The 26953-nt window shown below is 60.1% G+C and carries 27 protein-coding genes; 13 read left to right on the top strand and 14 right to left on the bottom strand.

What is annotated here, in order from left to right:
- Positions 1 to 38: 38 nt before the first annotated feature.
- Both selD and mnmH read left to right on the top strand, forming a co-directional pair.
- Positions 39 to 1073, top strand: a complete 1035-nt coding sequence (gene selD, locus AC07ZE_RS19785) for a selenide, water dikinase SelD (RefSeq protein ID WP_207266297.1) — start codon at positions 39 to 41, stop codon at positions 1071 to 1073.
- On the top strand, positions 1073 to 2176 hold the full coding sequence (mnmH, locus tag AC07ZE_RS19780; RefSeq protein ID WP_207266296.1) for a tRNA 2-selenouridine(34) synthase MnmH: 1104 nt from the start codon (positions 1073 to 1075) through the stop codon (positions 2174 to 2176). The genes selD and mnmH overlap by 1 nt, the downstream gene beginning before the upstream one ends.
- Before the next feature lie 119 nt (positions 2177 to 2295).
- Here mnmH and AC07ZE_RS19775 read toward each other — a convergent pair whose 3' ends face one another.
- Positions 2296 to 2961: a histidine phosphatase family protein gene (locus AC07ZE_RS19775; RefSeq protein ID WP_207266295.1), complete on the bottom strand. Its 666-nt coding sequence runs from the start codon at positions 2959 to 2961 to the stop codon at positions 2296 to 2298.
- 365 nt (positions 2962 to 3326) lie between these two features.
- On the opposite strand from AC07ZE_RS19775, the gene AC07ZE_RS19770 reads away from it, so the two are divergent.
- A complete protein-coding gene (locus AC07ZE_RS19770; RefSeq protein ID WP_207266294.1) occupies positions 3327 to 4037 on the top strand; it encodes a glutathione binding-like protein in 711 nt (236 codons plus the stop codon).
- A 55-nt stretch (positions 4038 to 4092) separates the two neighbouring features.
- Here AC07ZE_RS19770 and AC07ZE_RS19765 read toward each other — a convergent pair whose 3' ends face one another.
- Positions 4093 to 5619: an FAD-dependent monooxygenase gene (locus AC07ZE_RS19765; RefSeq protein ID WP_207266293.1), complete on the bottom strand. Its 1527-nt coding sequence runs from the start codon at positions 5617 to 5619 to the stop codon at positions 4093 to 4095.
- A gap of 204 nt (positions 5620 to 5823) precedes the next feature.
- Between AC07ZE_RS19765 and AC07ZE_RS19760 the strand changes: the two genes are divergently transcribed.
- Entirely contained in the window at positions 5824 to 6909 is a 1086-nt protein-coding gene (locus tag AC07ZE_RS19760) for a DUF1615 domain-containing protein (RefSeq protein ID WP_207266292.1), read from the top strand.
- A 73-nt stretch (positions 6910 to 6982) separates the two neighbouring features.
- On the opposite strand, the gene AC07ZE_RS19755 is transcribed toward AC07ZE_RS19760, so the two are convergent.
- Positions 6983 to 7465, bottom strand: a complete 483-nt coding sequence (locus AC07ZE_RS19755) for a hypothetical protein (RefSeq protein ID WP_207266291.1) — start codon at positions 7463 to 7465, stop codon at positions 6983 to 6985.
- A gap of 208 nt (positions 7466 to 7673) precedes the next feature.
- On the opposite strand from AC07ZE_RS19755, the gene AC07ZE_RS19750 reads away from it, so the two are divergent.
- Positions 7674 to 8297: a glutathione S-transferase family protein gene (locus AC07ZE_RS19750; RefSeq protein ID WP_207266290.1), complete on the top strand. Its 624-nt coding sequence runs from the start codon at positions 7674 to 7676 to the stop codon at positions 8295 to 8297.
- Between the two features lie 65 nt (positions 8298 to 8362).
- Here the strand turns inward: AC07ZE_RS19750 and AC07ZE_RS19745 are convergent, their stop codons facing one another.
- On the bottom strand, positions 8363 to 8803 hold the full coding sequence (locus AC07ZE_RS19745; protein ID WP_008021710.1) for a CBS domain-containing protein: 441 nt from the start codon (positions 8801 to 8803) through the stop codon (positions 8363 to 8365).
- Positions 8804 to 9025: 222 nt separating this feature from the next.
- Between AC07ZE_RS19745 and AC07ZE_RS19740 the strand changes: the two genes are divergently transcribed.
- Positions 9026 to 11386: a DNA polymerase II gene (locus AC07ZE_RS19740; protein WP_207266289.1), complete on the top strand. Its 2361-nt coding sequence runs from the start codon at positions 9026 to 9028 to the stop codon at positions 11384 to 11386.
- Here AC07ZE_RS19740 and AC07ZE_RS19735 read toward each other — a convergent pair.
- Together AC07ZE_RS19735 and AC07ZE_RS19730 are read right to left on the bottom strand one after the other, a co-directional pair.
- Positions 11351 to 11821, bottom strand: coding sequence for a DUF1810 domain-containing protein (locus tag AC07ZE_RS19735; protein ID WP_095192818.1), 471 nt, complete (start codon positions 11819 to 11821; stop codon positions 11351 to 11353). The genes AC07ZE_RS19740 and AC07ZE_RS19735 overlap by 36 nt on opposite strands.
- A 53-nt stretch (positions 11822 to 11874) precedes the next feature.
- Positions 11875 to 12696, bottom strand: coding sequence for an aldo/keto reductase (locus AC07ZE_RS19730; protein ID WP_207266288.1), 822 nt, complete (start codon positions 12694 to 12696; stop codon positions 11875 to 11877).
- A gap of 255 nt (positions 12697 to 12951) precedes the next feature.
- Here AC07ZE_RS19730 and AC07ZE_RS19725 point away from each other — a divergent pair, with 255 nt between their 5' ends.
- The gene (locus AC07ZE_RS19725) at positions 12952 to 13689 is read left to right on the top strand and encodes a hypothetical protein (protein WP_207266287.1); all 738 of its coding nucleotides are present in this window, start codon (positions 12952 to 12954) and stop codon (positions 13687 to 13689) included.
- A gap of 131 nt (positions 13690 to 13820) precedes the next feature.
- Positions 13821 to 14606 (top strand): sulfite exporter TauE/SafE family protein, encoded by a 786-nt coding sequence (locus AC07ZE_RS19720; protein WP_207266286.1) that lies wholly within the window; start codon positions 13821 to 13823, stop codon positions 14604 to 14606.
- Between the two features lie 9 nt (positions 14607 to 14615).
- Here the strand turns inward: AC07ZE_RS19720 and AC07ZE_RS19715 are convergent, their stop codons facing one another.
- A complete protein-coding gene (locus AC07ZE_RS19715) occupies positions 14616 to 14984 on the bottom strand; it encodes a VOC family protein (protein WP_137807525.1) in 369 nt (122 codons plus the stop codon).
- A 180-nt stretch (positions 14985 to 15164) separates the two neighbouring features.
- Here AC07ZE_RS19715 and AC07ZE_RS19710 point away from each other — a divergent pair, with 180 nt between their 5' ends.
- On the top strand, positions 15165 to 15728 hold the full coding sequence (locus AC07ZE_RS19710; RefSeq protein ID WP_137807524.1) for a DUF4174 domain-containing protein: 564 nt from the start codon (positions 15165 to 15167) through the stop codon (positions 15726 to 15728).
- 154 nt (positions 15729 to 15882) lie between these two features.
- Here the strand turns inward: AC07ZE_RS19710 and ampC are convergent, their stop codons facing one another.
- Positions 15883 to 17037 (bottom strand): class C beta-lactamase, encoded by a 1155-nt coding sequence (gene ampC / locus AC07ZE_RS19705; RefSeq protein ID WP_207266285.1) that lies wholly within the window; start codon positions 17035 to 17037, stop codon positions 15883 to 15885.
- A gap of 149 nt (positions 17038 to 17186) precedes the next feature.
- Between ampC and AC07ZE_RS19700 the strand changes: the two genes are divergently transcribed.
- Positions 17187 to 18065, top strand: coding sequence for a LysR family transcriptional regulator (locus AC07ZE_RS19700; RefSeq protein ID WP_207266284.1), 879 nt, complete (start codon positions 17187 to 17189; stop codon positions 18063 to 18065).
- 63 nt (positions 18066 to 18128) lie between these two features.
- Here AC07ZE_RS19700 and gudD read toward each other — a convergent pair whose 3' ends face one another.
- Positions 18129 to 19472, bottom strand: a complete 1344-nt coding sequence (gene gudD / locus AC07ZE_RS19695) for a glucarate dehydratase (protein ID WP_207266283.1) — start codon at positions 19470 to 19472, stop codon at positions 18129 to 18131.
- A 26-nt stretch (positions 19473 to 19498) separates the two neighbouring features.
- A complete protein-coding gene (locus AC07ZE_RS19690; protein ID WP_207266282.1) occupies positions 19499 to 20845 on the bottom strand; it encodes an MFS transporter in 1347 nt (448 codons plus the stop codon).
- Between the two features lie 281 nt (positions 20846 to 21126).
- Between AC07ZE_RS19690 and AC07ZE_RS19685 the strand changes: the two genes are divergently transcribed.
- Positions 21127 to 21837, top strand: a complete 711-nt coding sequence (locus AC07ZE_RS19685) for a FadR/GntR family transcriptional regulator (protein WP_207266281.1) — start codon at positions 21127 to 21129, stop codon at positions 21835 to 21837.
- A gap of 37 nt (positions 21838 to 21874) precedes the next feature.
- On the opposite strand, the gene AC07ZE_RS19680 is transcribed toward AC07ZE_RS19685, so the two are convergent.
- Positions 21875 to 22783, bottom strand: coding sequence for a DMT family transporter (locus AC07ZE_RS19680; protein WP_207266280.1), 909 nt, complete (start codon positions 22781 to 22783; stop codon positions 21875 to 21877).
- A gap of 98 nt (positions 22784 to 22881) precedes the next feature.
- Between AC07ZE_RS19680 and AC07ZE_RS19675 the strand changes: the two genes are divergently transcribed.
- Positions 22882 to 23745: a LysR family transcriptional regulator gene (locus AC07ZE_RS19675; protein WP_207266279.1), complete on the top strand. Its 864-nt coding sequence runs from the start codon at positions 22882 to 22884 to the stop codon at positions 23743 to 23745.
- 105 nt (positions 23746 to 23850) lie between these two features.
- Here the strand turns inward: AC07ZE_RS19675 and trhP are convergent, their stop codons facing one another.
- Positions 23851 to 25176: a prephenate-dependent tRNA uridine(34) hydroxylase TrhP gene (gene trhP, locus AC07ZE_RS19670; RefSeq protein ID WP_207266278.1), complete on the bottom strand. Its 1326-nt coding sequence runs from the start codon at positions 25174 to 25176 to the stop codon at positions 23851 to 23853.
- Positions 25177 to 25338: 162 nt separating this feature from the next.
- Between trhP and AC07ZE_RS19665 the strand changes: the two genes are divergently transcribed.
- Positions 25339 to 26400, top strand: a complete 1062-nt coding sequence (locus AC07ZE_RS19665; protein ID WP_207266277.1) for an AI-2E family transporter — start codon at positions 25339 to 25341, stop codon at positions 26398 to 26400.
- Here the strand turns inward: AC07ZE_RS19665 and AC07ZE_RS19660 are convergent.
- Positions 26397 to 26588 (bottom strand): hypothetical protein, encoded by a 192-nt coding sequence (locus tag AC07ZE_RS19660; protein ID WP_207267856.1) that lies wholly within the window; start codon positions 26586 to 26588, stop codon positions 26397 to 26399. The two genes, AC07ZE_RS19665 and AC07ZE_RS19660, sit on opposite strands and share 4 nt — an antisense overlap.
- A gap of 115 nt (positions 26589 to 26703) precedes the next feature.
- Positions 26704 to 26898, bottom strand: coding sequence for a hypothetical protein (locus AC07ZE_RS19655; RefSeq protein ID WP_034149937.1), 195 nt, complete (start codon positions 26896 to 26898; stop codon positions 26704 to 26706).
- Positions 26899 to 26953: the final 55 nt, after the last annotated feature.

The raw sequence follows: 26953 nt of genomic DNA, 5'->3' as shown, positions 1-26953 counted from the left end.
GGTTAGAATTGGTGGCACCAATGTTGCGAGGTACCCCGATGAGTGAGCCGATCCGTCTGACCCAGTACAGCCATGGCGCTGGATGCGGTTGCAAGATTTCCCCCCAGGTACTGGAAGTGATTCTGGCCGGCAGCGGCGCGCAGAACCTTGATCCGCAACTGTGGGTCGGCAATGCCTCACGCGACGACGCGGCGGTGTACGCCATCGATGAAGAGCGCGGCGTGGTGTCGACCACCGACTTTTTCATGCCGATCGTCGACGACCCCTTCGATTTCGGTCGCATCGCCGCGACCAATGCCATCAGTGACATTTACGCCATGGGTGGCGACCCGCTAATGGCGATTGCGATCCTTGGCTGGCCGGTCAACGTACTGGCGCCGGAGATTGCCCGGGAAGTGATTCGCGGCGGCCGTTCGGTGTGCGACGAGGCGGGGATTCCCTTGGCGGGCGGGCACTCCATCGATGCACCGGAACCGATCTTCGGCCTGGCCGTTACCGGCCTGGTGGAAAAGCGCCACATGAAGCGCAATGACACGGCCACCGCCGGCTGCCTGCTTTACCTGACCAAACCCCTGGGCATCGGCATCCTCACCACCGCCGAGAAAAAGGGAAAGTTGCGCACCGCCGACATCGGCCTGGCCCGGGACTGGATGTGCACCCTGAACAAACCCGGTAGCCGCTTTGGCAAACTCGACGGTGTGACGGCGATGACCGACGTCACGGGTTTCGGCCTGCTGGGACATCTGGTGGAGATGGCGGATGGCAGCGGCCTGACCGCGCGAATCCGATACGATCGGGTGCCGCGTTTGCCGGGTGTCGAGTATTACCTCGAACAAGACTGCATCCCGGGTGGCACGTTGCGTAACTTCGACAGTTACGCCAGCAAACTGGGCCGTCTCCAGGAACTGCATAAACGTGTGCTGTGCGATCCGCAAACCAGTGGTGGCCTGCTGATCGCGGTCACCCCGGCAGGCAATCGACAGTTTCTCGAAACCGCCGCCGACATGGGGCTCAACCTTGAGCCCATCGGTGAACTGGTCGAGCGACAGACAAACGCCGTCGAGGTGTCGTGATGTCTGTCGACTGTACCGATTACCGCAACATCTTCCTCAACGGCCGGCCAATGATGGATACCCGTGCGCCGGTCGAGTTTGCCAAGGGCGCGTTCCCTGATGCGGTCAACCTGCCGCTGATGAACGATCAGGAGCGGCAACGGATCGGAACCTGTTACAAGCAACAGGGGCAGCAATCGGCGATCGAACTGGGGCATCGACTGGTGTCCGGCGCAATCAAGGCCGAACGTATCCAGGCCTGGGCGGACTTCGCCCGGGCTCATCCCGACGGGTACTTGTATTGTTTTCGCGGCGGGCTGCGCTCACAGATCGTCCAGCAATGGCTCAAGGACGAGGCGGGCATCGACTATCCGCGCGTCGCGGGCGGTTACAAGGCCATGCGTAACTTTCTGCTGACTACGGTCGATCAGGCCGTTGCCCAGTGCGATTTCGTGTTGCTGGGCGGCATGACCGGCACCGGCAAAACCGAAGTGCTGACGCAATTGCGTAACGGGCTGGACCTTGAAGGTCACGCCAATCACCGCGGTTCCAGTTTCGGCAAGCGCGCCACGGGCCAACCGACCAATATCGACTTTGAAAACCGCCTGGCGGTAGACCTGCTGAAAAAGCGCGCCCAGGGCCTTGAGCAATTCGTGCTGGAGGACGAAAGCCGTGCCATCGGCAGCTGCGCGCTGCCATTACCGCTGTATCAGGGCATGCAGCAGTACCCGATGGTCTGGCTTGAAGACAGCCTGCAAGGGCGGGTCGAACGGATCCTGCGCGATTACGTGGTGGACCTGTGTGCCGAGTTCATCCGTGTGCATGGCGATGAAGGCTTTGTGCTTTTTTCCGAACGCTTGCTGGAGAGCTTGAACAATGTTCAGAAGCGCCTGGGGGGCGAACGGCATCGGCGGATGCTGGTGTTGATGGAAGAGGCCTTGGCTGAGCAGGGGCGCAGCGGCGCGGTGGATTTGCATCGGGGCTGGATCGAGGGGTTGCTGGTGGAGTATTACGACCCGATGTATGCGTTTCAGCGCGAGAAGAAGGGCGCGCGGATCGAGTTTGCCGGGGAGCGGGGGGCGGTGTTGGAGTATTTGCGGGAGCGAAGTGGTCAGCGAGGTTGAGGGTTGTTTTGCCGGCCCCTTCGCGAGCCGGCTCGCTCCCACATTGAATTTGTGTGTACCTCAATCCCCTGTGGGAGCGAGCCTGCTCGCGAAGAGGCCCGAACAGACACTGCAAAAAATCAGGTCGGGCAAGTCTCCTGCCCGTTATCCAGCCCTTGCTTGTAGCTTTGGCTTTGCAGGCTGGCCTTGCCGTTGTGCCAGGTCAGGGTCAGCACATACAGCGAATCGTAGTCGCCGGATTCCCAATCGTCGGTGATGTTCTGCTTTTTGCCCACGGCTTTACCGGCAACCTTGTTGATCAGCTCCGGCAGGTAACCATGGGACCAGGCGGTGTAGATGGTTGCGTTGTGGTACTTGTCGTCGATCAATTCACGGGCGAGGTCATTGGTGTCGTTGGCCGAAAAATTGATGTTCACCGGCAAACCGAGCTTGATCGCGCTGGGGCTGATGGTCATCAATGGACGGATGTAGCTGTAGGAGTTGTCCAGTTCGCCTTCCTCGACATTGCGTGTCGGGTTGGCGGCAAACACATAGTCGGCCTTGCCGAATTTTTCCGGTAGCAGGGTCGCCAGATCGATCGCTCGGTTCAGGCCCTGGCAATTGAGCTGGCCCAGGCCTCCGGCGGGTTTTTCCGCGTGGCGCAGGAACACCAGCGTCTGGGTGCCGTCCGCCGGCTGTGCGCGGGACTCCAGGGCAAAAAACACCGCGCTGGCCGCCAGCAGGATGGGCAGGGCCAGATAAGCACGATGTTTGAAGCGTTTGGCGAATGTCATAAGGTTCGTCATGGAATAGGGTTCTTCAGCGCATTGGGTTAAGGCTGACAAACCTTTACACCGCGAATTTCCTGCGTCGGGTGTTTTCCATGTCGTGAAGCCGGTCCGTTTCAAAAGGGCAGTGCTCAGAGTCCCCTGAAGCCCATTTGGTTCGATTCCGGCCCAAGCGCAGCAAAGTACCGGTAACCTTGAACGGGTTGCAGCGAAGGTTATCGACAGGATGTTGCGGATTTATGGACACCGTACACCAGCCACTACGCAGGGGTGTTGTCATCTCCTTTGATCTTCACCATCAGTGGTATTGATGGCTCCGGGCGTCGCACGGCGGGTTATCTCCATTATCATCGGCATTCTCAATTTTCCCGTGGATCCTGCCCATGACCGATTTGTCTGCGTTTCCCATCACCGAAAAATGGCCGGCCCAGTATCCGGAGTGGATTCAGCTGTACTCCTTGCCGACCCCCAACGGCGTCAAGGTTTCGATCATGCTTGAAGAGATCGGCCTGCCCTACGAGCCTCACCGCGTAGGTTTCGACACCAACGATCAGATGTCCCCGGAGTTCTTGTCGCTCAACCCGAACAACAAGATCCCGGCCATCCTCGATCCCCACGGTCCGGGTGGCCAGCCGTTGCCGTTGTTCGAGTCCGGGGCGATTCTGATTTACCTGGCTGACAAGAGCGGGCAACTGCTGGCCCAGGAGTCGGCGGCGCGCTACGAAACCATCCAGTGGCTGATGTTCCAGATGGGCGGGATTGGCCCGATGTTCGGCCAGCTCGGCTTCTTTAACAAATTCGCCGGCAAGGACTATGAAGACAAACGTCCCCGTGACCGCTACGTCGAGGAAAGCAGGCGCCTGCTCGCTGTTCTCGACAAGCGCCTGGAAGGGCGGGACTGGATCATGGGCGAGCGCTACACCATTGCCGACATCGCCATTTTTCCGTGGGTGCGCAACCTGATCGGCTTCTACGAGGCCGGTGACCTGGTGGGTATCCAGAATTTCCAGAACGTCACGCGGGTGCTGGATCGCTTCCTGTCGCGGCCGGCGGTGAAGCGCGGGCTGGAAATCCCGAAACCCGTCTCCAGTTAATCATCATCCCTGTGGGGGCGAGCAGGCTCGCTCCCACAAGTGGTACTCGGTGGTTTCAGGATCTGCCAAAAAACGGCCGGATCCCGTGATCCCGGAAATACCGCGCAATCACCTTCGGGTCCGAGCAGGTTTCGGCTATCGCCACATAGGTATCCGGCCGCAACAGATAAAATCCGTTACGCCCAAGGCCCGCCGTTTCGAACGCCGGCCGCCAGTCGAAGACATGCAGCGGCAAGTGATGTTCGTGGCACCAGGCGATCATCTCGTCGCTGGTGTCGCCATACACATGCACCTGCCAGGTCGGGCATTTCAGCGGTTCGAAATTATCCCCCTCGCCATCGTGCGCCCAGGGCAGGCGATCGCCGCCATGCACGTGCCCGGCAACGCCCGTGCTCAAGGGCATCCCACGGTAATTCAGGGTGATCTGCGACACCGTGCGAAAGAGGAATTCCCGGGCCGTTTCAAACGAAGCCATTTTCGGCAGCAGGAACGGCGCCAGGCGCGTGCGCAGCAGGTCGGCCATGCGTCCTTCGGCGGTGACGAACGTGAAGACCCGGTCCGTGGTGGCGACCAGTTTGCGGGCAAACGCGATGCGTTCGGTTTCGTAGGTGGCGAGCAATTTGGCCTCGGCGCCGCCGCTCAACACCGCGGCGAGTTTCCAGGCCAGGTTGATCGCATCGCCAATCCCGGTGTTCATGCCCTGACCGCCGGCGGGGCTGTGCACATGGGCGGCGTCGCCCAGTAAAAAAGCGCGGCCGGTGCGAAAGTGATCTGCCACCCGATGGTGCACACGGTAGGTCGAGAACCAGTTCAGCTGCTCGATCTTGACCTGCATGTGCTCGATGGCCCGGCTGCTGACGTCTTCGAATCGCAGACCTTCGGCACGTTCGGCGCGCACCGTGCCGATCAGCCGCGCACGACCTTCACCTGCCAACGGGAACACCGCAAGGAAATCCGCTTCATCGAGATCCAGGTGCAGTTCACCGTTGAACGTCGGCCCGCTGGCCTGTACATCGGCGACATAGAAAACCTGCTGATAAGTACCGCCGGGGAATCCGGTGTCCAGGGTCTTGCGCACAATCGACCGGGCACCGTCGCAACCAGCCAGGTAACGGGCCTGGCAGATTTCCTGCTGGCCGTCGGGCAGGCGCAGCGTGGCGATGATGTCGTCGCCGGTTTCCTCGAACCCCAGTAACTCAGTGTTGCGCTCCACAGTGATACCGAAGGTTTCCAGGCGGTCGATCAGCAGCCGTTCGTGTTCGTCCTGGGGGAATATTTCGAGGAACGCATAAGGCGTGAGGCCTTCGCCAACGCGACTCAACGGCAAGCGTGTCACGGGGGCGCCCTTGACCCAGAAATTGGCCGCCGCCACGCGATGCCCCTTCTTGACAACGGCGTCCGCGAGGTCGAGCTGGCGATACAACTCCAGTGTTCGCGCCTGAACGGCCAGCGCCCGGGACGTGGTGCCGGGCGCTGAAGTTTTATCGATGATTCGTACTCGAATGCCCAGTTTGCTCAGCCACAGTGCCAGTACCAGTCCGGTCGGGCCGGCGCCGGTGATCAACACGTCGCTACGTTGCATGACTTGTCCTCCTTAACGAGTGAAGCAAGTATGGTCCAACCAGGCAGGACAGCCAGGCCATGCGCCCAACGGGACCAGCCCCGTCGGCGATACAATCCAGGTCCGGTGTCAATTCGGGGAACAGGGCGTCCGTGCCGCAGTCATAGCCAGCACCCTGCCATCGGCCTTATGGTTGACCCGGCGTATCGAATCACCAGGAGCAACATGCAAGCCCATCGATTGATCATGAGCATCGCCGCATTACTGGTACTGGCCGGTTGTGGCAGCCAACGGACCCAGGAACCCCCGGCGCGCACGCCTGCCGAGGTCAAGGCGGAAATCCTGCGTCTGCTGCCGGCCAAAACCGCCGACCGCCAGGGCTGGGCCACGGATATCTATGCCGCGTTTGCGGCGCAGCACATCGCGCCGACCACGCAAAACCTCTGTGCGGTACTGGCCGTCACCGAGCAGGAATCAACCTTCCAGTCAGACCCGTCCGTGCCCGGCCTGGGCAAGATCGCCCGTGACGAAATCGACCGCAGGGCGGATAAGGCGCACATTCCCGGCCTGTTGGTCAGCGGTGCGTTGCAGGTGCGTTCTCCCAATGGCAAAAGCTACAGCGACCGGTTGAACGCGGCCCGTAGTGAAAAGGAATTGAGCGCGATCTTCGATGATTTCATCGGTATGGTGCCCATGGGGCAGACATTGTTTGCAGGCTTCAACCCGGTGCACACCGGTGGACCGATGCAGGTCAGCATTGATTTTGCCGAGCAGCAGGCGAAAGACTATCCCTATCCGGTGGAGGGCTCGATCCGCCGTGAAGTCTTCACCCGGCGCGGCGGCATGTATTTCGGTATCGCGCATTTGCTGGGATATCCGGTCAGCTACAAGCAACCGCTGTATCGCTTCGCCGATTTCAACGCCGGTTGGTACGCCAGTCGCAATGCCGCGTTCCAGAACGCCGTGAGTAGGGCGTCGGGTATTCCTTTGGCCTTGGATGGCGATCTGGTGCGCTACGACTCGATCATGCCCGGTACCACGGAAAAGGCCGTGCGCACCCTTGGCAAACAACTGGATATGCGAAATCCGACGATCAGGGACCAGTTGGAGGAGGGCAATACGTTGGCGTTCGAAAACAGCAAGCTTTATCAGCGAGTGTTCGAGTTGGCCGACAAGGCAGAAGGCCGGCGATTGCCGCGCGCGGTGTTGCCGGGGATCGTGCTGCAAAGCCCGAAAATCACCCGAAAACTCACCACGGCGTGGTTTGCCAAGCGGGTCGACGAACGTTATCAGCGTTGCATGGCGCGTTGAGCGGAACTGAAAAACACGAAAAAGCCCGGCTGATCAGGCCGGGCTTTTGGGGTGGTGCGGTTTAGCGATTTGTTTAGGCGACGGTGTTGCCTTTCAGGCGATCGGAGCCATCGGCGGCAACGGTGTTGCCTTGCAGGCGATCCGAACCATCGGCGGCAACGGTGTTGCCTTGCAGGCGATCGGAGCCATCGGCGGCAACGGTGTTGCCTTGCAGGCGATCAGAGCCATCAGCGGCAACGGTGTTGCCTTGCAGGCGATCCGAACCATCGGCGGCGACGGTGTTGCCTTGCAGGCGATCAGAGCCATCAGCGGCAACGGTGTTGCCTTTCAAACGATCCGAACCATCGGCAGCCACAGCGCGTTTTTCGAGCAGGCGATCAGCGCCACCTTCAGCCACACGATTCTGGATCAGACGATCCGAACCACCTTCAGCCACACGGCTTTCGATCAGACGATCCGAGCCGCCTTCAGCGACGACAGGTTGAGCAGAGGTCGCGGCGAAAGCGTTCACTGCGAAGATCGAGAAAGCGATGCTGAGGAGGGTTTGGCGTTTCATGATCGTGTGCTCCGGGGGTGTTTGGTTGGTATGGAGCAGATGTTACGCCGCAGGATTTTTAAGAGAACTTCATTGAGTTAATGGTGACTATTGACGCAGTCAATGGTTGGTTGTGTCGACTGGAGATCCACGGGAGCCGGCTCGCTCCCAAAGGTGGCGGCTTCTACACTGGATAATTGGCGCTGATCCCGCCAACCAGGAGGTGTGTATGTATCAACTCTACGGCCATCAGAACTCGGGCGCGGCGGCGATAGAGGCGGCACTGGAACTGTGTGAAATCCCCTACCGCTTCATCGATGTCGAGTCATCTGCGCAGGCTGCCCAGGCGCTGGAGAAACTCAACCCGCTCAAACAGATTCCAACGCTGCAATTGCCCGACGGCAGCGTCCTCACCGAGAGCGCGGCGATCCTGATCCATCTCGGGCTGACGTTTCCGCAATCGAAGCTGTTGCCGGACGACCCCGCCGACCGCGACCAGGTCATCCGCGGGCTGGCGTACATCGTCAGCAATTGTTACGCGGCCATCGGCATCATCGATTACCCCGAACGTTGGCTGGCCGAGGCAGACGAGGCGTCGCGGCACAACCTCATGAGCGGTGCCCGTCAGCGCCTGCACTGGAGTTGGGAGGTGTTTGCCGACCAGTTTTCCGGTGAGCTGTATCTGGGGGACGAGACGCCAGGAGCGCTGGACGTGCTGGCGGCGGTGATCACGCGGTGGGCGGGAAGCCGGGAATATCTGCGCCGCGCCCGACCGGGGTTTTTCGCCTGGCTGGAGCGAATCGACCGGCACCCCACGCTGGCCCCGGTCTTCGCCCGGCACTGGCCCACTTGATCACCACAAAACAAATGTGGGAGCGAGCCTGATCGCTCCCACGGGGGGATTTTCGCGTAGCTGAGCTATTCGCCGCGAATGTACTGTTCCAACTGGCGAATCAGTTCAGCCTGTTCGGCGATCGCTTCCTTGACCAGGTCGCCAATCGACAGCAAGCCGATCAACTTGCCGTTTTCCACCACCGGCAGGTGGCGCAGGCGCTTGTCGGACATGATGCCAAGGCAGGTATCGACAGTCTGGTGAGTGTCCACGGTAATCACCGGCGACACCATGATGTCGCGCACCGGCGTACCCACCGAAGAACGGCCATGCAGCACCAGTTTGCGCGCATAGTCCCGTTCACTGATGATGCCCAGCACCTCATCATTGTCCACCACCAGCAAGGCGCCGACATTCTTTTCAGCCATCTTCATCAGCGCTTCCAGCACCATGTGATCAGGTTTGATCTGGTGCACTTCCTGGTTTTTCTGATCTTTGAGCTTCAGCAGTTGCGCGACGGTTTTCATGACGGTGTCCCAGGGTGTTGTCGTTGTCCTTGAAGAATCGTAGACCCGGGCCTTCAGGGCAAGGGCGAAAGCGGCAGATAACACGCAAAAAACGTCATTCAACGGTTTTTCTTCAGTAAAGGCTGAAAATCTGTGGGAGTCGGCTCGCTCCCACAGAGATCGCATCCACTGCTCATAGAGCGCGTAGAATCAACACCCTGAATCAAATCCGAGGTTGCAGTGGTGGATTTACCCCAGGGCTTCGTCCTGACCCGGCATTGGCGCGATACCCCAGCGGGTACGGAAGTCGAGTTCTGGCTGGCGACCGATAGCGGTCCCCGGCGCATCCGTCTGCCTCATCAGCCGTCGGTGGCGTTTATTCCGGCCAGCCAGCGCGAGCAGGCCGAGGCGTTGTTGCGCGACGAAAAGAACGTCGAGCTGCGACCCCTGGCCCTGCAGGATTTCGAACATCGCCCGGTGCTGGGGTTGTATTGCCGGCAGCACGGCCAGTTGATGCGCCTGGAAACTGCGTTGCGCCGGGCCGGCGTCGAAGTGTATGAAGCCGACGTGCGCCCGCCGGAACGTTACCTGATGGAGCGCTTCATCACCGCCCCCGTCCGTTTTAGCGGTACGCCGGGGGCCGATGACTTGCTGCTCGACGCGCAGATGAAACCCGACCCCGATTACCGGCCGAGCCTCAAACTGGTGTCCCTGGACATCGAAACCACCGCCCAGGGCGATTTGTATTCCATCGCCCTGGAGGGCTGTGGCGAGCGTCAGGTGTACATGCTCGGCCCGGCCAATGGCGACGACAGCGCGGTGGATTTCCAGCTCGAATACTGCGAGTCGCGCACCCTGTTGCTGAAAAGACTCAACGACTGGTTCGCCCGGCATGACCCCGACGCCATCATCGGCTGGAACGTCGTGCAGTTCGACCTGCGGGTGCTGCACACGCACGCCCGGCAACTGGGTGTGCCGCTGAAACTGGGGCGCGGCGGCGAGGAAATGCAGTGGCGCGAACATGGCAACGGCAACCACTACTTCGCCTCTGCCGCCGGCCGGCTGATCATCGACGGCATCGAAGCCCTGCGTTCGGCAACCTGGAGCTTCCCGTCATTCAGCCTGGAAAACGTCGCGCAAACCCTGCTCGGCGAAGGCAAGTCGATTGATAATCCGTACCAGCGCATGGACGAAATCAACCGCATGTTCGCCGAGGACAAGCCAGCGCTGGCCAAGTACAACCTCAAGGACTGCGAACTGGTCACGCGGATCTTCGCCAAGACCGAGCTGCTGACCTTCCTGCTGGAACGGGCCAGTGTCACCGGGTTGCCGGCCGATCGCATGGGCGGTTCGGTGGCGGCCTTCACTCACCTGTACATGCCGTTGATGCACCGCCAGGGCTTCGTTGCGCCGAACCTCGGCGGCAAACCTGCGCAAGCCAGCCCCGGCGGGTTTGTCATGGACTCGCAACCGGGGCTGTATGAATCGGTGCTGGTGTTCGACTACAAAAGCCTTTATCCCTCGATTATCCGTACCTTCCTCATCGACCCGGTGGGGCTGATCGAAGGGCTCAGGCATCCCGATGACGCCGACTCGGTACCGGGTTTTCGCGGGGCGCGGTTTTCCCGTACCCGGCATTGCCTGCCCGCCATCGTCGCCCGGGTCGCCGAGGGCCGGGAAACCGCCAAGCGCGAGCACAACGCGCCGTTGTCCCAGGCACTGAAGATCATCATGAACGCGTTCTACGGTGTGCTCGGCTCCAGTGGTTGCCGCTTCTTCGATACGCGACTGGCATCATCCATAACCTTGCGTGGCCATGAGATCATGTTGCGCACCCGCCAATTGATCGAAGCCCAGGGCCATACGGTCATCTATGGCGACACCGACTCGACTTTCGTCTGGCTGCGTCGCGCCCACGGCCAACAGGAAGCGGCGCAGATCGGGCGCGCACTGGTGGATCACGTCAACCAGTGGTGGCGCGAGCACGTGCGTCAAGCCTTTGGCCTGGAGAGCGCCTTGGAGTTGCAGTATGAGACCCACTACAAACGGTTCCTGATGCCCACCATTCGTGGTGCGGAGGAGGGCAGCAAGAAGCGTTATGCGGGCTTGGTCACGCGCGCCGACGGCACTGACGAGATGGTCTACAAAGGCCTGGAAACCGTGCGTACCGACTGGTCGCCGCTGGCCCGGCAATTCCAGCAGGAGTTGTACCTGCGGATCTTCCAGCGCAAGCCTTATCAAGACTATGTGCGCGATTATGTCGCCAAGACCCTGGCCGGCGAGTACGACGACCGCCTGATCTACCGCAAGCGCTTGCGGCGCACGCTCGATGACTATCAGCGCAACGTCCCGCCCCATGTCCGGGCGGCGCGTATCGCCGATGAGTACAACGACCACCAGGGCCGCCCGCGGCAATACCAGAACGGTGGCTGGATCAGCTACGTGATCACTGTCGCCGGTCCCGAGCCGCTGGAGATCCGCAGCGCGCCCATCGATTACGACCACTACATCACCAAACAGCTGCAACCGGTCGCGGATGCGATCCTGCCGTTCGTCGACGACGATTTCTCAACCCTGATTGGGGGGCAGCTGGGCCTGTTTTGAGTCCAGCAGCGACAACGTCCAGTCATCCAGGATGCCGTGGAAGTACTGGTTCAGAGCTTGATGAAATGGACTGTCTTTGGGCGCGACCTGAGCGAACAGGGTCATCGATGAGTGAAACTTCAGGTCGTCCGGATGGCCGAATATCGCCGCTACGGAACGTTGCTGGATGTTCAGTACGTCATGGGTGCAACTGCGCAGCCGGGTTCCCAGCAAGGGATGGTCCAGATAGGCCTGCGCCTCCTCTCGGGAGCGTATCGCGAAGCGTCGGGACATTTCGCTGTCACCCAGCCCGGCAAGCTGCGGAAAGATGAACCACATCCAGTGGCTGCGTTTGTGACCGGCGTTCAGTTCGGCCTGGACCCGGTCGAACACCGGGTCTTGCGCCTGGATAAAGCGTTGCAGGTTGAAGGTGTCCTTCTGATCGGTGCTTCTCATGGCGAAGCCCTCTGACACTCATGCTGTCAAGGTGATGGCTATCGGGTGATGGCTCAGACCATGGCCAGCCGTTGCTTGCGTGTAGGCACGTGGAACGCTTGGTCCAGCGCCTCCAGATCCCCAGCTTCAAGTTGCAGCCCGACAGCCTGGGCGTTGAGTCGCACATGCTCGGGATGGACTGCCTTGGGGATGGCGATTACCCCCTTCTGGCGCAGCAGCCAGGCCAGCGACACTTGCGCAGGCGTGACGCCATGACGAGCAGCCACCTGCCTGAGCGTGGCATTGGCCAGCATCTGCCCACCCTGACCGATCGGACAGTAGGCCATGACGGGCATCGTGCGCTGCCGGCACCAGGGCAGTAAATCAAATTCTATCCCGCGCTCCTCCAGGTTGTAGAGCACCTGATTGGTGGCGCAGGCCGGGGCGTTCAGCTCCAGCAGATCGTCGACGTCGAAATTCGACACGCCCCAGCGGCCGATCTTGCCGGTGTCACGCAGGCGTTCGAAGGCTTCGACGGTTTCTTCCAGCGGATACTGGCCGCGCCAGTGCAGCAGGTAAAGGTCGATGTGATCGGTGTTCAGCCGGCGCAGACTTCGCTCGCAGGCCTGTGGAATGCCTTGGCGGCTGGCGTTGTGGGGGTAGACCTTGCTGACCAGAAAAACCTTGTCGCGCTGGCCGGTGATGGCTTCACCCACCACTTTTTCGGCACCGCCTTCGGCGTACATTTCGGCGGTGTCGATCAGGGTCATGCCCAGTTCGATGCCTTGGCGCAGGGCGGCGACTTCCTCTTTGTATCGGGATTTGTCTTCACCCATTTGCCAGGTGCCTTGGCCGATGGCCGGCACTTCGGTGCCGGCCAGTTGTTCTGTGCGCATTTTGATTCCTTGTAATTTTTACTCCGGTTGGCATCAGGATAGTCCCTCGGGTTCCATCTTGGCGGCCACTGGGCCGACCAGGCTGGTGGTGGGTTCTGTACATATCCGTTTCTTCGGTAACGGCGGCTGGCGGCTCTTTCCCTGCCGATGATCGATTGATCCCTCCCAGCACTGCACTTTTTCGAACTGACCGGCTCTATCCATAGCCGTTGCAGCGAATCCCGCCGCACAGGAATGTGTCAGTCCCAATCCCTTATGGTTCGAGTGTTGCCCTTCAACCTTCGCCGATTTCGCCTGTTGGCCGGTCTGTTGCTGCTCTGTGCCGGTGGTTGCAGCCATCAACCCGGCAACGATGTGTTCACCCAGTTGCGCGAGGGCAAACCCCAGGAGTTTCTGCAGACCAGCGTCGACCGCATGGCCACTCTGACCATGCGTGACAACCTCGACAGCCTCTATCTGTTGATGAGCAAGCTCTACCTGCGCAACCCCGATGAGTTGAAAAAGTCTGGATTCCTCGACGCCCGCACCGCCGGCAAGCAAGTGCGCATGGCCATCGAACAGCGACAGCCGCTACCCACTCTGGGCGGTAAAAAAGATCTGGCGGCGTTGCGCTTTGCCATGAGCCCGGAGTTTCTCGGCGACCGGGTCGGTGCGTTCATTTATGCCATCGGCAGCATGCTGGTCACCGCTCACGGCAATCGCCTGGAGTTCTACATGACGGACGCGATCAACCCGACGTTCGTCAGCAACGCCGCGCGCAACATCGAAATCGCCACCTGGATCTTGAGTCAGCGGCAGAACAAGGATGGCCAGCCCATGTTGTTCTCCAACGAGATCTCGGAGGAGGGCAGCAACCTGAGTTTTGCCGTGGAGTTCGGCAAGATCGTCGCGCGGCTGGACCTGTTGACCCAGATGCTGGATGAGCGCTATCGGCGGATCGGGCTCAATTACGCTCAAAGTTTGCTGTTTCTTAATTTCCTTCCAGTCCAGTGAATCCCCCATAAAACCCTGTGGGAGCAACATGGAGGAAATGCATAAAGATAGATCGCATCGATATAACTGGTTATAAGAAAAATCGCTATGCTGCGGGCCTGTAATTCCCTGCGGTCTATGTGGACGTCTCAATGGATTTAGTGAACATCGGGTTGATTGTCGCCGGGCTGGTCGTCGGCTTCATCGTCGGTATGACAGGCGTGGGTGGCGGCTCATTGATGACGCCCATTCTGCTGGCGTTCGGTATCAATCCGGCAACGGCGGTCGGCACCGATCTGCTGTACGCGGCCATCACCAAGTCCAGTGGTGTGCTGGTTCACAAAAAGAACAACAACATCGACTGGGCTATAACCGGATGGTTGACCCTTGGCAGTGTGCCGGCGGTGGCGTTGACGTTGTGGTTCCTGAGCAGTTTGCACGCCGCGCCCGATGCCATGAACGCGATCATCAAGCAGGCGCTGGGCTTCGTCCTGTTTGCCACGGCGCTGGCGATCCTGTTCAAGAAGCGCCTGCTCGATTTCGCCCACAAACGTGCCGGCGGCAATTACAAGCCGAGCGGGAAGCGCCTCAATGTGTTGACCGTAATCACCGGTCTGGTCCTGGGCACCATGGTCGCGTTGACGTCCATCGGCGCTGGCGCATTGGGCACCGTGGCGTTGTTCATTCTTTATCCGCTGCTGCCGACCCGTCGCCTGGTGGGCACGGAAATCGCCCACGCCGTGCCCCTGACCCTGGTCGCCGGTCTTGGCCATGCGAGCATGGGCAACATGGATTGGCAGGTGCTGGGTTACTTGCTGGTCGGTTCGCTGCCGGGGATTTACCTGGGCAGCCACCTGACCGGACGCATCTCCGATGAGTTGTTGCGTCCTTGCCTGGCCACGATGTTGGTATTGATCGGTTACAAACTGGCGTTCTGATTGCCAGCATCATTCGCGGGTGAAAATTTCCAGCAGATGCCCATCCGGGTCATCGAAATACACCCGCCGCCCACCCGCATAATCATTGACCTCCTTCGGCCGCTGCTTGCCCGGATCGGCCCACCACGACTGCCCGCGTGCCTGCAGGCGCGCGAAGGTCCGGTCGAAGTCGTCGTCGCCGAGCAAAAACGCGTAATGCTGCGAGGCAATCGGCGGATCGTTGTCGTAGAAGTCCAGTGACACATGGTTATCGAGCCTGACGATCAGCATCGGCCCGAAGGGTTCCGGAGCGGGCAGGCCGAGGAGTTCGACCAGAAAATGTGCCGACCGGTGTTTGTCGCGGCACCAGACGATGGTGTGGTTCAACTGCGCGCTCATATGAGGGTCCTCACGGCGGTTCAGCCAGCGCTTTTTGATGTTTTCAGATTAGCCCAGCCTGTTGCGCAATGACCGCCCTGACCTAAGCTTGGGGCAAGGTCGAACACATTTGCGAAGCGTCACCGGAACGAACGCCGCGATGCGCAATCATTAGAGCGTGGATATCAAAAGGAGATGCGCATGCTCATCAGGTCACTGACCCTGGCTACCCTGCTGGCTGTCGCCGGCCCCTTGTTCGCCGCCGATGGCGATTCACCTCTGGATATAGACAAGGGCAGGGCCCGGCCGTTGATCGTGATCACGCGCAGCACCGTTGATCCTGTCTGGGTGAACCTGAAGAAATCCCTGGAAGATCCGGCCAACAAGCAGGGTGTCGCCCAGCGCAACATCAGGGTGTACAGCGTGTTGAACATGTCCGGTCAACTCGATGGCAAGGATCTTGGCCAACAGGACACCATGGCGCTGATCCGCGCGTTGAAACTCGGTGCCGGGGCGTTGCCGAAAGTGATTCTGGTGGGCAAGGACGGCGAGAAGAAACTCGAAAGCTCGGGGGAGGAATCGAAGTCGGTCGACCTGAAAAAAATCTTCGAGACCGTCGACGCCCTGCCGGTGACCGAGCAGGAAGCGGCTCCACCCGCCCCGCCACCGGTGGCCGCCGAGGCAGCCCCGGCCAAGGGCGCAAAGAATGCAAAACCCGCAAAACCGGCGAAGCCCGCCAAGCCGCCTGAGCAGCCGGATGATTGAATCGACGCATCATCTTTTTGGCGAATGATTTACCTGTGAGAACGAGTCGCCTCTAGGCGGCGTTCCGACGAAAGCGTTGTGTCAGGCAACATCAACGTTGAATGTGCCGGCCTCTTCGCGAGCAAGCTCGCTCCCACAGGTGAGGGGTTTCAGATTACTTGCCCAGCGCAGTCAATATCGAATGAGCGATTTTGATCCGTTCCGGGTTTGGATAGTTCTTGTTAGCCAATATCACGATGCCGATGTCTTTCGACGGCACATAAGCCACATAAGCGCCGAAGCCGCCGGTCGAGCCGGTTTTGTTGAACAGTACATCTTCTGCTTGAGGCCGGGGCGGGTTAAGCCACTGGACCGTGTGTGCTTCCATGGCCATTGGCGTAGAGTTGCCGGCGAGCAGCTTTTGGAGGGTGACCGGATAGCGGTAGGCCTCCCAGCCCAGGCTCTGGGTCATGTCGCCGACGGTGTAGTAACCGGTGTGGGTGATAGCGATTGCTTGCTGCAATGGTTTTTCCAGCGTCGCCGGTTTCATGTTCGCTTCGACATAGCGAAGCATGTCCGCCGCGCTGGTCTTCACCCCGTATGCTTCGGAGTCCAGTGCTCCCGGCCCGACCCGTACAGGTTGGTCATCCTTGTTGTAGCCCTGAGCGTAAAGCCCCATTTGATATTGCGGCACCTTGAGGAAGGTGTGTTTCAGCCCGAGTTTCGGCAGCAGGGTTTTTTCCATCACGTCGTCAAATGGCGCACCCATGCTTTTCGCCGCCAGATAGCCGAACAGCCCCAGGCTCGGGTTTGAATATTGTCGATGGGTGCCGGCGGCATACACCGGTTTCCACTGTTTGAAATAGTCGAGCATCTTGTCTGGCGCATCGGCCGAATCCGGAAATTGCAGGGGCAGGCCACCGGGTGTGTAGGTACCCAGTTGCAGCACGCTGATGTCATCGAACGCGCTGCCCCGCAGTTGCGGCAGCACGTGGCTGGCCTTGTCAGATAACGACAGTTTGCCGCTGGCCACGGCGTAGGCGGCGAGGGTGGCGGTGAAGGTTTTGCTCACCGAGCCGATTTCAAACAGGGTGTTTTCGGAGACAGCCTCGTCGTTTTCCTTCGACGCTACACCGTAGTTAAAGTAATGCGCCTGGCCGTTGACGGTGATGGCAATCGCCACGCCGGGGATCTGCTGTTGTTGCATCACCGGTTCGACGGCAGCGTCGACGATGGCCTTGATGCGGTCGTCAGCCATGCACTGGCTGGCACCGAGTAACAGGGCCAGGGCGCCGTAGCGTGTGAATTTGTTCAGGTTTATTTCAGGCATGACTGAGTCACTTCCATGAGTATTCAGGGTGTTGGTCGAACGGCTTTGCGATTCGGGTCGCGGATGAGGGAAGCAAATCTATGCAGTCTGCCAAGATTGGACAACCGATGATATTTTGCATGAGCCATTAGAAAAATTTTGGAGTGGGCATGATCCGGCCGCAATTACCGCTTAATGCACTGCGCGCCTTCGAGGCTTCGGCGCGGCACTTGAGTTTTACCCGGGCGGCGGTGGAGTTGTGCGTCACGCAGGCGGCGGTGAGTCATCAGGTCAAAGGTCTTGAGTCTCAACTGGGCGTGACCCTTTTCAAACGCTTGCCCCGCGGGCTGATGCTGACCCGCGAAGGAGAAACCCTGTTGCCGGTGTTGCGCGAGTGCTTCGACCGCATTGCCGAAACGCTGGAATGTTTTGAAGGCGGGCACTTTCGCGAGGTGTTGACGGTCGGGGCGGTGGGGACCTTTGCGGTGGGTTGGTTGTTGCCGCGACTGGCGGACTTCCAGGCGAAACATCCGTTCATGGATTTGCGCCTGTCGACCCATAACAATCGTGTGGATGTCGCCGCCGAGGGGCTGGATTACGCCATTCGTTTTGGGGCGGGAGCGTGGCATGGCATTGAAGCGGTACGGCTGATCGAGGCGCCGCTGTCGGTGTTGTGCGTGCCCGAGATTGCCCGGCAATTGAAATCGCCGAACGATCTTTTGCGGCAGACACTTTTGCGCTCGTACCGCACGGACGAGTGGCCCGAGTGGTTTCAGGCTGCGGGGCTTTCGACGCTGGCCCCCTCGCCGAGAAGCATTGTCTTCGACTCGTCACTGGCGATGATGGAGGCTGCACTGCAAGGTGCGGGCGTGGCGTTGGTGCCACCGTTGATGTTTTCGCGGCAATTGGCGGCAAATGTGATCGAGCAGCCTTTCCCGATTCATATCACCACCGGCAGCTATTGGTTGACCCGTTTGCAGTCGCGACCGGAAACGTCGGCGATGACGGCATTTCGCCAATGGCTGCTGCAAACGGTACAGATGAATTAGCTGACTTCACACTTGTGGGAGCGAGCAGGCTCGCTCCCACAGGGATGTTCAGTGATCCCGTTCTTAGCGCACCAGACACGGCCGCTTGTTATCGAACGTCCACCCCGGAATCAGAAACTGCATGGCCACGCTGTCATCCCGCGCACCCAGGCCCATGCCTTTGTACAGCTCATGGGCCTTGGCCAGTTGGTCCATATCCAGCTCGACTCCCAATCCCGGCTTTTGTGGCACTTGCACGCAGCCGTCGACGATTTGCAGCGGAGCCTTGGTCAGGCGCTGGCCGTCCTGCCAGATCCAGTGGGTGTCGATGGCGGTGATTTCACCCGGTGCGGCGGCCGCGACGTGGGTGAACATCGCCAGGGAAATGTCGAAGTGGTTGTTGGAATGCGAGCCCCAGGTCAGGCCCCATTCGTGGCACATCTGCGCGACCCGCACCGAACCCTGCATCGTCCAGAAGTGCGGGTCGGCCAATGGGATGTCGACCGATTGCAACTGGATCGCGTGGCCCATTTCCCGCCAATCAGTGGCGATCATGTTGGTGGCGGTTTTCAGGCCGGTGGCACGGCGGAACTCTGCCATGACTTCGCGGCCCGAATAACCGTGCTCCGCGCCGCAGGGGTCTTCGGCGTAGGCCAGTACGTGATGCTGGTCCCGACACAACCGGATCGCTTCTTTCAGCGACCATGCACCATTCGGATCCAGGGTGATGCGCGCATCGGGGAAGCGTTCGGCCAGGGCGGTGACCGCTTCGATTTCGGCATCGCCGCTGAGCACGCCACCCTTGAGCTTGAAGTCCTTGAAGCCGTACCGCGCATGGGCGGCTTCGGCGAGGCGCACCACGGCGTCGGCGGTCATGGCTTTTTCGTGACGCACGCGGAACCAGTCGTTGTCGGCATCCGGCTCGCTGCGGTAGGCCAGATCCGTTTCGTTGCGATCACCGACATAAAACAGATAACCGAGCATCTTCACTTCATTACGTTGCTGACCTTCACCGAGCAGGGCGGCCACCGGCACGTCCAGATGCTGGCCGAGCAAATCGAGCAGCGCGGCTTCCAGGCCGGTGACGGCGTGAATGGTGATGCGCAGGTCGAAGGTCTGCAAACCGCGTCCGCCGGCATCGCGGTCGGCGAAGGTCTGGCGCACCTGGTTGAGCATCTTCTGGTAAGTGCCGATCGGGCTGCCGACCACCAGGCTGCGGGCATCTTCAAGGGTCTGGCGAATGCGTTCGCCGCCCGGTACTTCGCCGACGCCGGTGTGGCCGGCGTTGTCCTTGAGGATCACGATGTTGCGGGTGAAAAACGGGCCGTGGGCGCCGCTCAGGTTGAGCAGCATGCCATCGTGGCCGGCCACTGGAACAACCTGCATGCTGGTGATGATCGGGGCGTTGGCGGTTTCGTGCGTGGTCATTTTCTTATCCTTCTCAAAAGCAAATGTCAGGCGTGAGGCTGTACTGGTTTGCCCGGTGTAATGGCGGGGGCAGCCTTGGGTTTGTTGCGGGCGGCGAAGACGATGATCGCGGCGATGATCGAGGTGGCGGCCAAGCCATACAGCCCGCCCTGAATGGAACCGGTGCGTTCTTCGAGCAGGCCGAAGGTGGTCGGCGCGACGAAGCCGCCAAGGTTGCCCACCGAGTTGATCAGCGCGATGACGCCCGCGGCGATGCGTGCATCCAGATAGGCCTGGGGAATCGGCCAGAAACACGATGACGCCGATTTGAAACCCAGCGCGGCAAAGCAGATCGCTACGAAGGCGAAAGTCGGCCCGCCGGTGGTGGACATGAACATCCCGGCAGCGGCAATCAGCAGGGCCACAGCGACCCAGGCTTGCTGGTGCTTCCATCTGGCCGACAGCGAAGCGAAGGTATACATGCCGACAATCGACAGCAGCCATGGAATGGAGTTGAACATCCCGACCTGGAAGTCGCTCAGGTCGCCCATCTTCTTGATGATGCTCGGCAGCCAGAAGGTCGCGGCGTAGATGGTCAGCTGGATGAAGAAGTAGATCACGCAGAACAGGATGATCTGTCGGTCCTTGAGCAATTTGCCCAGTGACGGCTTGACCGGTGTCGCGGCCTCACGAGCAAGCTGTTCGTCGTCGATGGCCTTGACCAATGCGTCCTGCTCGTCGCGGGTCAGCCATTTGGCGTCGTGGGGTTTGGAGTCCAGCCAGAACCAGACGAAGGCGCACAAGACCACCGAGAACATGCCCTCGATGAAGTACATCCATTGCCAGCCGTGCATGCCCAGGCCGCTGATTTGTAGAAGCAGGCCGGACAAGGGGCCGGAGATCAGTGAGGCAATCGCCGAGCCGCTGAGGAAAATCGCAATCGCTTTGCCGCGCTCCACCCCGGGCAGCCAGCGGGTGAAATAGTAGATCACTCCGGGAAAGAAGCCGGCTTCGGCCACACCCAGCAGAAAGCGCAGGATGTAGAAGTGGGTTTCGTTCTGGATGAACGCCATGCCCGCCGCCACCAGACCCCAGGTCAGCATGATGCGGGTCAGCCAGATGCGTGCGCCGACTTTTTGCAGAAGGATGTTGGAGGGCACTTCGAACAGCGCGTAGCCGATGAAGAACAGGCCGGCACCGAGGCCGTAGGCAGCGGCGCCGATGCCCAGGTCGTGTTCCATGTGGGCGCGGACGAAGCCGATGTTCACGCGGTCAATGTAGTTGACGATGAACATGATGACGAACAGCGGCAAGACGTGGCGTTTGACTTTCGAGATAGCGGACTTCAGCGCCGAATCGGCGCCATTGTCCATCCCTGAGATGGATGTATTCACTGCGTTTTCTCCCACTCGTTATTTTTATGCGGGGTGTGACAAGGTGTTGCGTTGTTGATAGACATCATACAACTAGATTTTTTCGATCTGCAACCGTCCTTTTCCAACAGAATCACCTTGAATCGCGGTATTTTTATTCTGTTTGTGGTTTTTTATCACCTAAGATTTAGGTGTTTTTACGGAGTTTGTTGAGTGTTGTCATACAAGTTTGTGCGGTTTTCTTGAGATTCCGGACGGGCGCAGTGCTACGATTCCGGTAGCTCTGCCTTTGGATGATCGCCATGCAAGAAGACCTTGACGCACCTGCCCGCAAGCGCAGCCATAATCTGGCCCACGACCTGGTGGACAAGTTGACCCAGAGCATCCTGCTCGGGCAGATGTCGCCCGGCGACAAGCTGCCGTCGGAGAACTCGATCGTTCAGGAACACGGCGTGAGCCGTACGGTGGTGCGCGAGGCGATTTCCAAATTGCAGGCTTGCGGGCTGGTGGAAACCCGTCACGGCATCGGCACCTTTGTCCTGGAGCGGGCACCGGAGCAGGGGCTGCGGTTGAATGTCGATACGGCGCTGGGGGTACGCAGCATCCTGGAGCTTCGCATGGGCCTGGAAACCCAGGCGGCAGCGCTGGCCGCAGTCCGTCGGACCGATCAACACGTGGCGCAGATGCGCCAAGCGCTGGACGACTATCAAAGCCTGCTGGCCAACAACGACAGTTGCGTCGAAGCTGACCGGCGCTTTCATCTGCTGATTGCCGAAGCCACCGGCAATCTGTGCTTTACCGAGATCATGCAGCACCTGGGCAGTGCCATGATTCCGCGTACCCGGGTCAATGCGGCGGAACGCGGCGCGGTGGATTTGAGCAAACTGGGGCAACTGGCCAACCTCGAACACGAGGCGATTCTCAACGCCATCAAGCGCCAGGACCCGGACGCGGCGCGAGCGGCGATGTGGCTGCATCTGACCAACAGCCGGGACCGTTTTTCGCCAAGCTGATCGGGTCCCTGCAATTTCCCACAAGGGGGGGCATATATCAGACACGAACCACCTGCACCACCGGCCGCCGCTCCAGATTCAACGCCAGCACACTGATCACCACCACCACCGCACCCACCGCCACCATCAAGGTCGGTCGTTCGCCCAGCCCCACGGACGCTATCGCCATCGCCGTCGGCGGCACCAGATACAGCGTCATGGTCGCCCGGCTCAGGTCCACATGCGCCAGCACATAAGCCCAGGCCAGGTACGCCAGGGCACTCGGAAAAATCCCCAGGGCAAATACCGCAAACTGCACGCGTATTGGAGCGTTGGCGATTTGATCCGCCAATCCGGGCAAGAAAATCAGCAGCAGCGCGGTGCCGGACCAGACCGTGTAGCACACCAGCGTCATCCCGTCGTAACGCCCGGTGTGATGCTTTTGCAGGGCGAAGTAAAGACTCCAGGACAACGCCGCCAACAGGATCAACAAGCCGTGGGCGTCGATACTGCCCAGGCCGCGATCGCCTGCCACCACAATCACCACACCGATCAATCCCAGGATCACACAGGCCCAGCGCCACAGGCTTACCCGATCCTTGAACACGAAGCGCGCCAGCAGCGTGCTGAACAGGGGCGTTGACTGTGCCAGCACACTTGACGCACCGGCACTGACGCCCTGCTGGCCGAAATTGATCGCCACGTGATGCAGGCTTACCGCAAAGAAGCCCAGCGCCATCAGCAGGGGCACATCGCGCAGTTTCGGCAGGCGAATGCCCCTGAACACCGCGACCACGGCCATGAACAGCGATGCCAGCAGAAAGCGCAGCAACGCCAGGTGCACCGGGTCATAGGTTTGCAAGCCGATGTGGATGCCGGTCGGAGAGTAACCCCAGCAGGCCACCACGAAGGCCATGGCCAGGCTGATTTTCAAGGGAGAACTGGAGGAGGGCGTGAGTACGTTCATGGTCGTGCACCGAGAGGCAGGTGCGTTGAGTATCAGAACTCGAATCGTTCTCCACAAGTGACTTATACTGCACAAACCATTCACTTTGAGTGATGTATATGGAGCTGTCCCAGATTCGAATGTTCAAGACCGTGGCCGAGGTGGGCAGCATCGCCCGTGCCGCCGAGTTGCTGCATTGCGTGCCGTCGAACATCACGGCGCGCATCAAGGCGCTGGAAGCGGAGTTGGGCGTCGCGCTGTTTCTGCGTGAGGGGCGCGGGCTGCGCATCAGCCCGTCGGGGCAGACGTTTCTGACCTATGCCTCGAAAATTCTGGCCCTGACTGCGCAAGCCAAACGCGCGGTGGACCCGTCAGCCGAACCGTCCGGGCCGTTGCGCATTGGCGCCATCGAGTCTTCGGCCACCGGTCGCTTGCCGCGCTTGCTGGCGAAATTCCACAAGCGTTTCCCGGCGGTGGCACTGGAGTTGACCACCGGCACCTGGGGCCAGTTGCTGGACGACACGCTGAGCCATCGGCTCGACGGCGCGATTGTTGCGGTGGATGTCGAGCGCTCTCACCTCAAGCGCACCCCGATGTACCGCGAGGAGCTGTTGCTGATTGCCTCGACATCCCTCGGGCCGGTGCGCGACATGGCTGATCTGCACGACAAGACCGTGTTCATGTGGCCCCAGGGTTGTCCGTATCGGGCGGCGCTGGAGCATTGGCTGTTGCGTCAGGGGCAGGCACTGCCGATTGTCAGCCTGGCCAGTTACGGCGCGATTGTCGGGTGCGTCAGCGCCGGGGCGGGCGTGGCGCTGGTGCCCAAGGGCGTGTTCGATCAGTACGCCAGGGGCGCGGGATGCGTGGGGTACGAATTCCCTGAGCTGACCGCTATCGACAACCTGTTCTACTGGCATGAAAACGCCGGGGTACACCCGGCGCGGGAAGCGTTTGTGGCGATGTTGCGTGAGGAGTTCGCGTAGCTTTTTTCTGTGGGGGCGAGCCTGCTCGCGAAAGCGATTTAACATTCAACAATGATGTTGGCTGGAAGTCAGTCTTCGCGAGCAGGCACGCTCCCACAGGGATTGTTAGGTTGCGTTCACATCCCGCATCAACAACCCAAACCGCAAATCCACCGCGTCCGGTATCGGCAGGTACACCGTATGCCCATCCCCCGGCGCCACGTCGATGGGTTCGCCCTTGGCGTTTTGCAGTTGATGCAGATCGAAGTGGAAGTTGCCTTTAGGCGTCATCAGTTCCATGTGATCACCGAGGGCGAATCGGTTTTTCACCTTTACCTCGGCTAATCGATCTCGCCGCTCACCGGTCAGTTCGCCGACAAACTGTTGCCGTTCCGACACTGAGCTGCCGTTCTGGTAGTTCTGGTACTCGTCATGCACATGCCGCCGCAGGAAGCCTTCGGTGTAGCCGCGCTGGGCGAGGGATTCCAGGTCGGTCATGAGGCTGCGGTCAAACGCGCGGCCGGCCACTGCGTCATCGATCGCACGGCGATAGACCTGCGTGGTTCGTGCGCAATAAAAGTGTGATTTGGTCCGCCCCTCGATTTTCAAGGAGTGCACGCCCATCCGGGTCAGGCGCTCGACATGCTGCACGGCGCGCAGGTCCTTGGCGTTCATGATGTAGGTGCCGTGTTCATCTTCGAAGGCCGGCATCAGTTCGCCCGGGCGATTGGCTTCCTGCAACAGGAATACCTGCTCGGTGGGCGCGCCGAGACCCAGGGTCGGTTCCGGCTGACACTGCTGGACAATCTCTCCGAGCTGATTTTCCGTGGCCTCCTGCGCCGAGTACTTCCAGCGGCAGGCATTGGTGCAACTGCCCTGATTGGCATCGCGCCTGTTCATGTAGCCCGATAACAGGCAGCGGCCGGAGTAGGCCATGCACAGCGCGCCATGGACGAACACCTCCAGCTCCATGGCCGGGACCTGTTGGCGGATTTCACCGATTTCTTCCAGGGACAGTTCCCGCGAGAGGATGATCCGGCTCAAACCCTGTTGTTGCCAGAACTCGACGCTCGCCCAGTTCACCGTGTTGGCTTGCACCGAGAGGTGAATGGGCATCTGCGGATAGTGCCGGCGTACCAGCATGATCAGGCCAGGGTCGGACATGATCAGGGCATCGGGCGACATGGCGATGACCGGCGCCAGGTCCTTGAGAAAGGTCTTGAGCTTGGCGTTGTGCGGCGCGATGTTCACCACCACATAAAAACGCTTGCCCTGAGCCTGTGCCTCGTCAATGCCCAGAGCCAGGGTGGCATGGTCGAATTCGTTGTTGCGCACTCGCAAGCTGTAGCGCGGCTGGCCGGCGTACACGGCATCGGCGCCGTAGGCGAAGGCATAGCGCATATTTTTCAGGGTGCCGGCAGGGGCGAGCAGTTCGGGAGCAATGAGCTTCATGGTGGGTCGATCGCAAAAGTCGTCGAGGGTAAACACCTTGTCCCGAGGGTTTATTGATCTGGATCTATGCTTGATGAACAAACGGATGGCACTCGCGCGAGCCGTGGCGGCCTAAGCATCAGGACGCAATTCTGCGTCCCGGCGCAATGGCATGGATCGGACATGAACGAAGAGAAGCTGCAAGACAAATCCCTGACGGTTCTGCTGGGTGTGGTGAGCATCGCTTTTATCTGGATTCTGCTGCCGTTTTACGGCGCGGTGTTCTGGGCGGTGATCCTCGGCATCCTCTTTGCGCCCCTGCAGCGTCGGCTGCAATTGAAGTTCGGCTGGGAGCGCAACATCACATCATTGCTCACTTTGAGCATTTGTCTGGTAATCGCGATTCTGCCGGTGATTGTTCTCAGTTTCTTCCTGGTTCAGGAGGGCGCCGCGGTTTACAAAAGCATCGAAAGCGGCGAGTTGGACATCGCCGGTTATGTGGCGCAGTTCAAGCACAGCCTGCCGCCTTACTTCCAGCATTTGATGGATCGCTTCGGCCTGGGGGGGCTGGAGGGGATGCGGGAGAAAATCATCAAGAGCGCGGTGGCAGGGGGGCAGGTGTTGGCGACCCAGGCTTTCAGTTTCGGCCAGGGAACGTTCGAATTCATCATCAGTTTTTTCATTATGCTTTACCTGTTGTTCTTCTTTCTGCGCGACGGCGCGGAGCTCGCACGCCAGGTGCGCGCGGCGGTACCGCTGGAAGAGCAGCAGAAGCGTCGTTTGCAACTCAAGTTCAATCGCGTGGTCAGGGCCACGGTGAAAGGCAACCTGCTGGTGGCGATCACACAGGGCGCATTAGGCGGTTTGATTTTCTGGTTTCTGGACATCCCCAGCGTGTTGCTCTGGGCGGTGTTGATGGCATTTTTGTCACTGTTGCCGGCGGTGGGCGCGGGGATTGTCTGGGCGCCAGTGGCCGCATTTTTCCTGTTCACGGGCGCGATCTGGCAGGGGGTGGTGCTGGGGTTGTTCGGTGTGTTCGTGATCGGGCTGGTGGATAACGTGCTGCGCCCGATACTGGTGGGCAAGGATACGAAGATGCCGGACTACCTGATCCTGATCTCGACACTGGGTGGGCTGGCAGTTTTCGGGCTCAACGGGTTTGTCATCGGACCGTTGATTGCAGCGCTATTCATGTCGAGCTGGGACATTTTCCTTGAAACCAGACCGCGGGTTCAGCTGCCTTAGGCGTCGAGTTTGCCTGTCTGGCCGGTGCTGACACGCTGCGACATCGCCTGGGCGGCCGGCAGCGAGGTGAGCGGGCCGCTGATCGGCTCGCCGTCCAGCACCAGATACCAGCAGGCAAGCAGGCCCGATTCTCTGAGGGATGCGGGGACGGCGCTGCCGATAACGGACATGATCTGAACCTGAGACATCATAAGTACCTCCATCAATCTATGGAGCTACCTTACGGGGCGGCCGATTTTTCCGATAATCACCGTTTTCGATAGTGGTCATTGACGGCGTTGAGGCCAACTGGCCGTCTGTCGCTCAGTCAACCACCTGATCGAGCATATGGACCACTTCCTGCTCGTTGAGCAGACCTTTGCGCACCAGGTTTTGGGTCAGCAGCGAGAGAAACTTGGCGCTGCGATGACCTTCCAGGTGCTTGAGTTCGGTCAGGGCGTTGTACACCTTGCTGGAGGTGCATAAACCGACAATGCGGTGTGGATTCTGCGTAGGCATGAGGGCGTCCTTGTTGTTATCAACCTGTTGTTGGCGGACAGGTTCAAGCTTGCGG

The sequence above is a fragment of the Pseudomonas sp. GW101-3H06 genome (assembly GCF_059424605.1).
The sequence above is the reverse complement of the archived record's forward strand: the minus strand, read 5'-3'. Positions and strand labels throughout refer to the sequence as shown.

What these genes read in the sequence shown, in the direction of transcription:
- AC07ZE_RS19715 (WP_137807525.1), bottom strand. Translation starts at nt 14,984, where the DNA reads ATGAGCGCGCAGTTGAACCACACCATCGTCTGGTGCCGCGACAAACAC.
- selD (WP_207266297.1), top strand. Translation starts at nt 39, where the DNA reads ATGAGTGAGCCGATCCGTCTGACCCAGTACAGCCATGGCGCTGGATGC.
- AC07ZE_RS19730 (WP_207266288.1), bottom strand. Translation starts at nt 12,696, where the DNA reads ATGCGCACAGAACAACTGGCCGGCACCGAAGTGCCGGCCATCGGCCAA.
- AC07ZE_RS19750 (WP_207266290.1), top strand. Translation starts at nt 7,674, where the DNA reads ATGTATCAACTCTACGGCCATCAGAACTCGGGCGCGGCGGCGATAGAG.
- ampC (WP_207266285.1), bottom strand. Translation starts at nt 17,037, where the DNA reads ATGCCTGAAATAAACCTGAACAAATTCACACGCTACGGCGCCCTGGCC.
- AC07ZE_RS19665 (WP_207266277.1), top strand. Translation starts at nt 25,339, where the DNA reads ATGAACGAAGAGAAGCTGCAAGACAAATCCCTGACGGTTCTGCTGGGT.
- AC07ZE_RS19710 (WP_137807524.1), top strand. Translation starts at nt 15,165, where the DNA reads ATGCTCATCAGGTCACTGACCCTGGCTACCCTGCTGGCTGTCGCCGGC.
- AC07ZE_RS19760 (WP_207266292.1), top strand. Translation starts at nt 5,824, where the DNA reads ATGCAAGCCCATCGATTGATCATGAGCATCGCCGCATTACTGGTACTG.
- AC07ZE_RS19725 (WP_207266287.1), top strand. Translation starts at nt 12,952, where the DNA reads ATGGTTCGAGTGTTGCCCTTCAACCTTCGCCGATTTCGCCTGTTGGCC.
- mnmH (WP_207266296.1), top strand. Translation starts at nt 1,073, where the DNA reads ATGTCTGTCGACTGTACCGATTACCGCAACATCTTCCTCAACGGCCGG.
- trhP (WP_207266278.1), bottom strand. Translation starts at nt 25,176, where the DNA reads ATGAAGCTCATTGCTCCCGAACTGCTCGCCCCTGCCGGCACCCTGAAA.
- AC07ZE_RS19755 (WP_207266291.1), bottom strand. Translation starts at nt 7,465, where the DNA reads ATGAAACGCCAAACCCTCCTCAGCATCGCTTTCTCGATCTTCGCAGTG.
- AC07ZE_RS19765 (WP_207266293.1), bottom strand. Translation starts at nt 5,619, where the DNA reads ATGCAACGTAGCGACGTGTTGATCACCGGCGCCGGCCCGACCGGACTG.
- AC07ZE_RS19655 (WP_034149937.1), bottom strand. Translation starts at nt 26,898, where the DNA reads ATGCCTACGCAGAATCCACACCGCATTGTCGGTTTATGCACCTCCAGC.
- AC07ZE_RS19685 (WP_207266281.1), top strand. Translation starts at nt 21,127, where the DNA reads ATGCAAGAAGACCTTGACGCACCTGCCCGCAAGCGCAGCCATAATCTG.
- AC07ZE_RS19660 (WP_207267856.1), bottom strand. Translation starts at nt 26,588, where the DNA reads ATGTCTCAGGTTCAGATCATGTCCGTTATCGGCAGCGCCGTCCCCGCA.
- AC07ZE_RS19675 (WP_207266279.1), top strand. Translation starts at nt 22,882, where the DNA reads ATGGAGCTGTCCCAGATTCGAATGTTCAAGACCGTGGCCGAGGTGGGC.
- AC07ZE_RS19775 (WP_207266295.1), bottom strand. Translation starts at nt 2,961, where the DNA reads ATGACGAACCTTATGACATTCGCCAAACGCTTCAAACATCGTGCTTAT.
- AC07ZE_RS19735 (WP_095192818.1), bottom strand. Translation starts at nt 11,821, where the DNA reads ATGAGAAGCACCGATCAGAAGGACACCTTCAACCTGCAACGCTTTATC.
- AC07ZE_RS19680 (WP_207266280.1), bottom strand. Translation starts at nt 22,783, where the DNA reads ATGAACGTACTCACGCCCTCCTCCAGTTCTCCCTTGAAAATCAGCCTG.
- AC07ZE_RS19745 (WP_008021710.1), bottom strand. Translation starts at nt 8,803, where the DNA reads ATGAAAACCGTCGCGCAACTGCTGAAGCTCAAAGATCAGAAAAACCAG.
- AC07ZE_RS19770 (WP_207266294.1), top strand. Translation starts at nt 3,327, where the DNA reads ATGACCGATTTGTCTGCGTTTCCCATCACCGAAAAATGGCCGGCCCAG.
- gudD (WP_207266283.1), bottom strand. Translation starts at nt 19,472, where the DNA reads ATGACCACGCACGAAACCGCCAACGCCCCGATCATCACCAGCATGCAG.
- AC07ZE_RS19720 (WP_207266286.1), top strand. Translation starts at nt 13,821, where the DNA reads ATGGATTTAGTGAACATCGGGTTGATTGTCGCCGGGCTGGTCGTCGGC.
- AC07ZE_RS19700 (WP_207266284.1), top strand. Translation starts at nt 17,187, where the DNA reads ATGATCCGGCCGCAATTACCGCTTAATGCACTGCGCGCCTTCGAGGCT.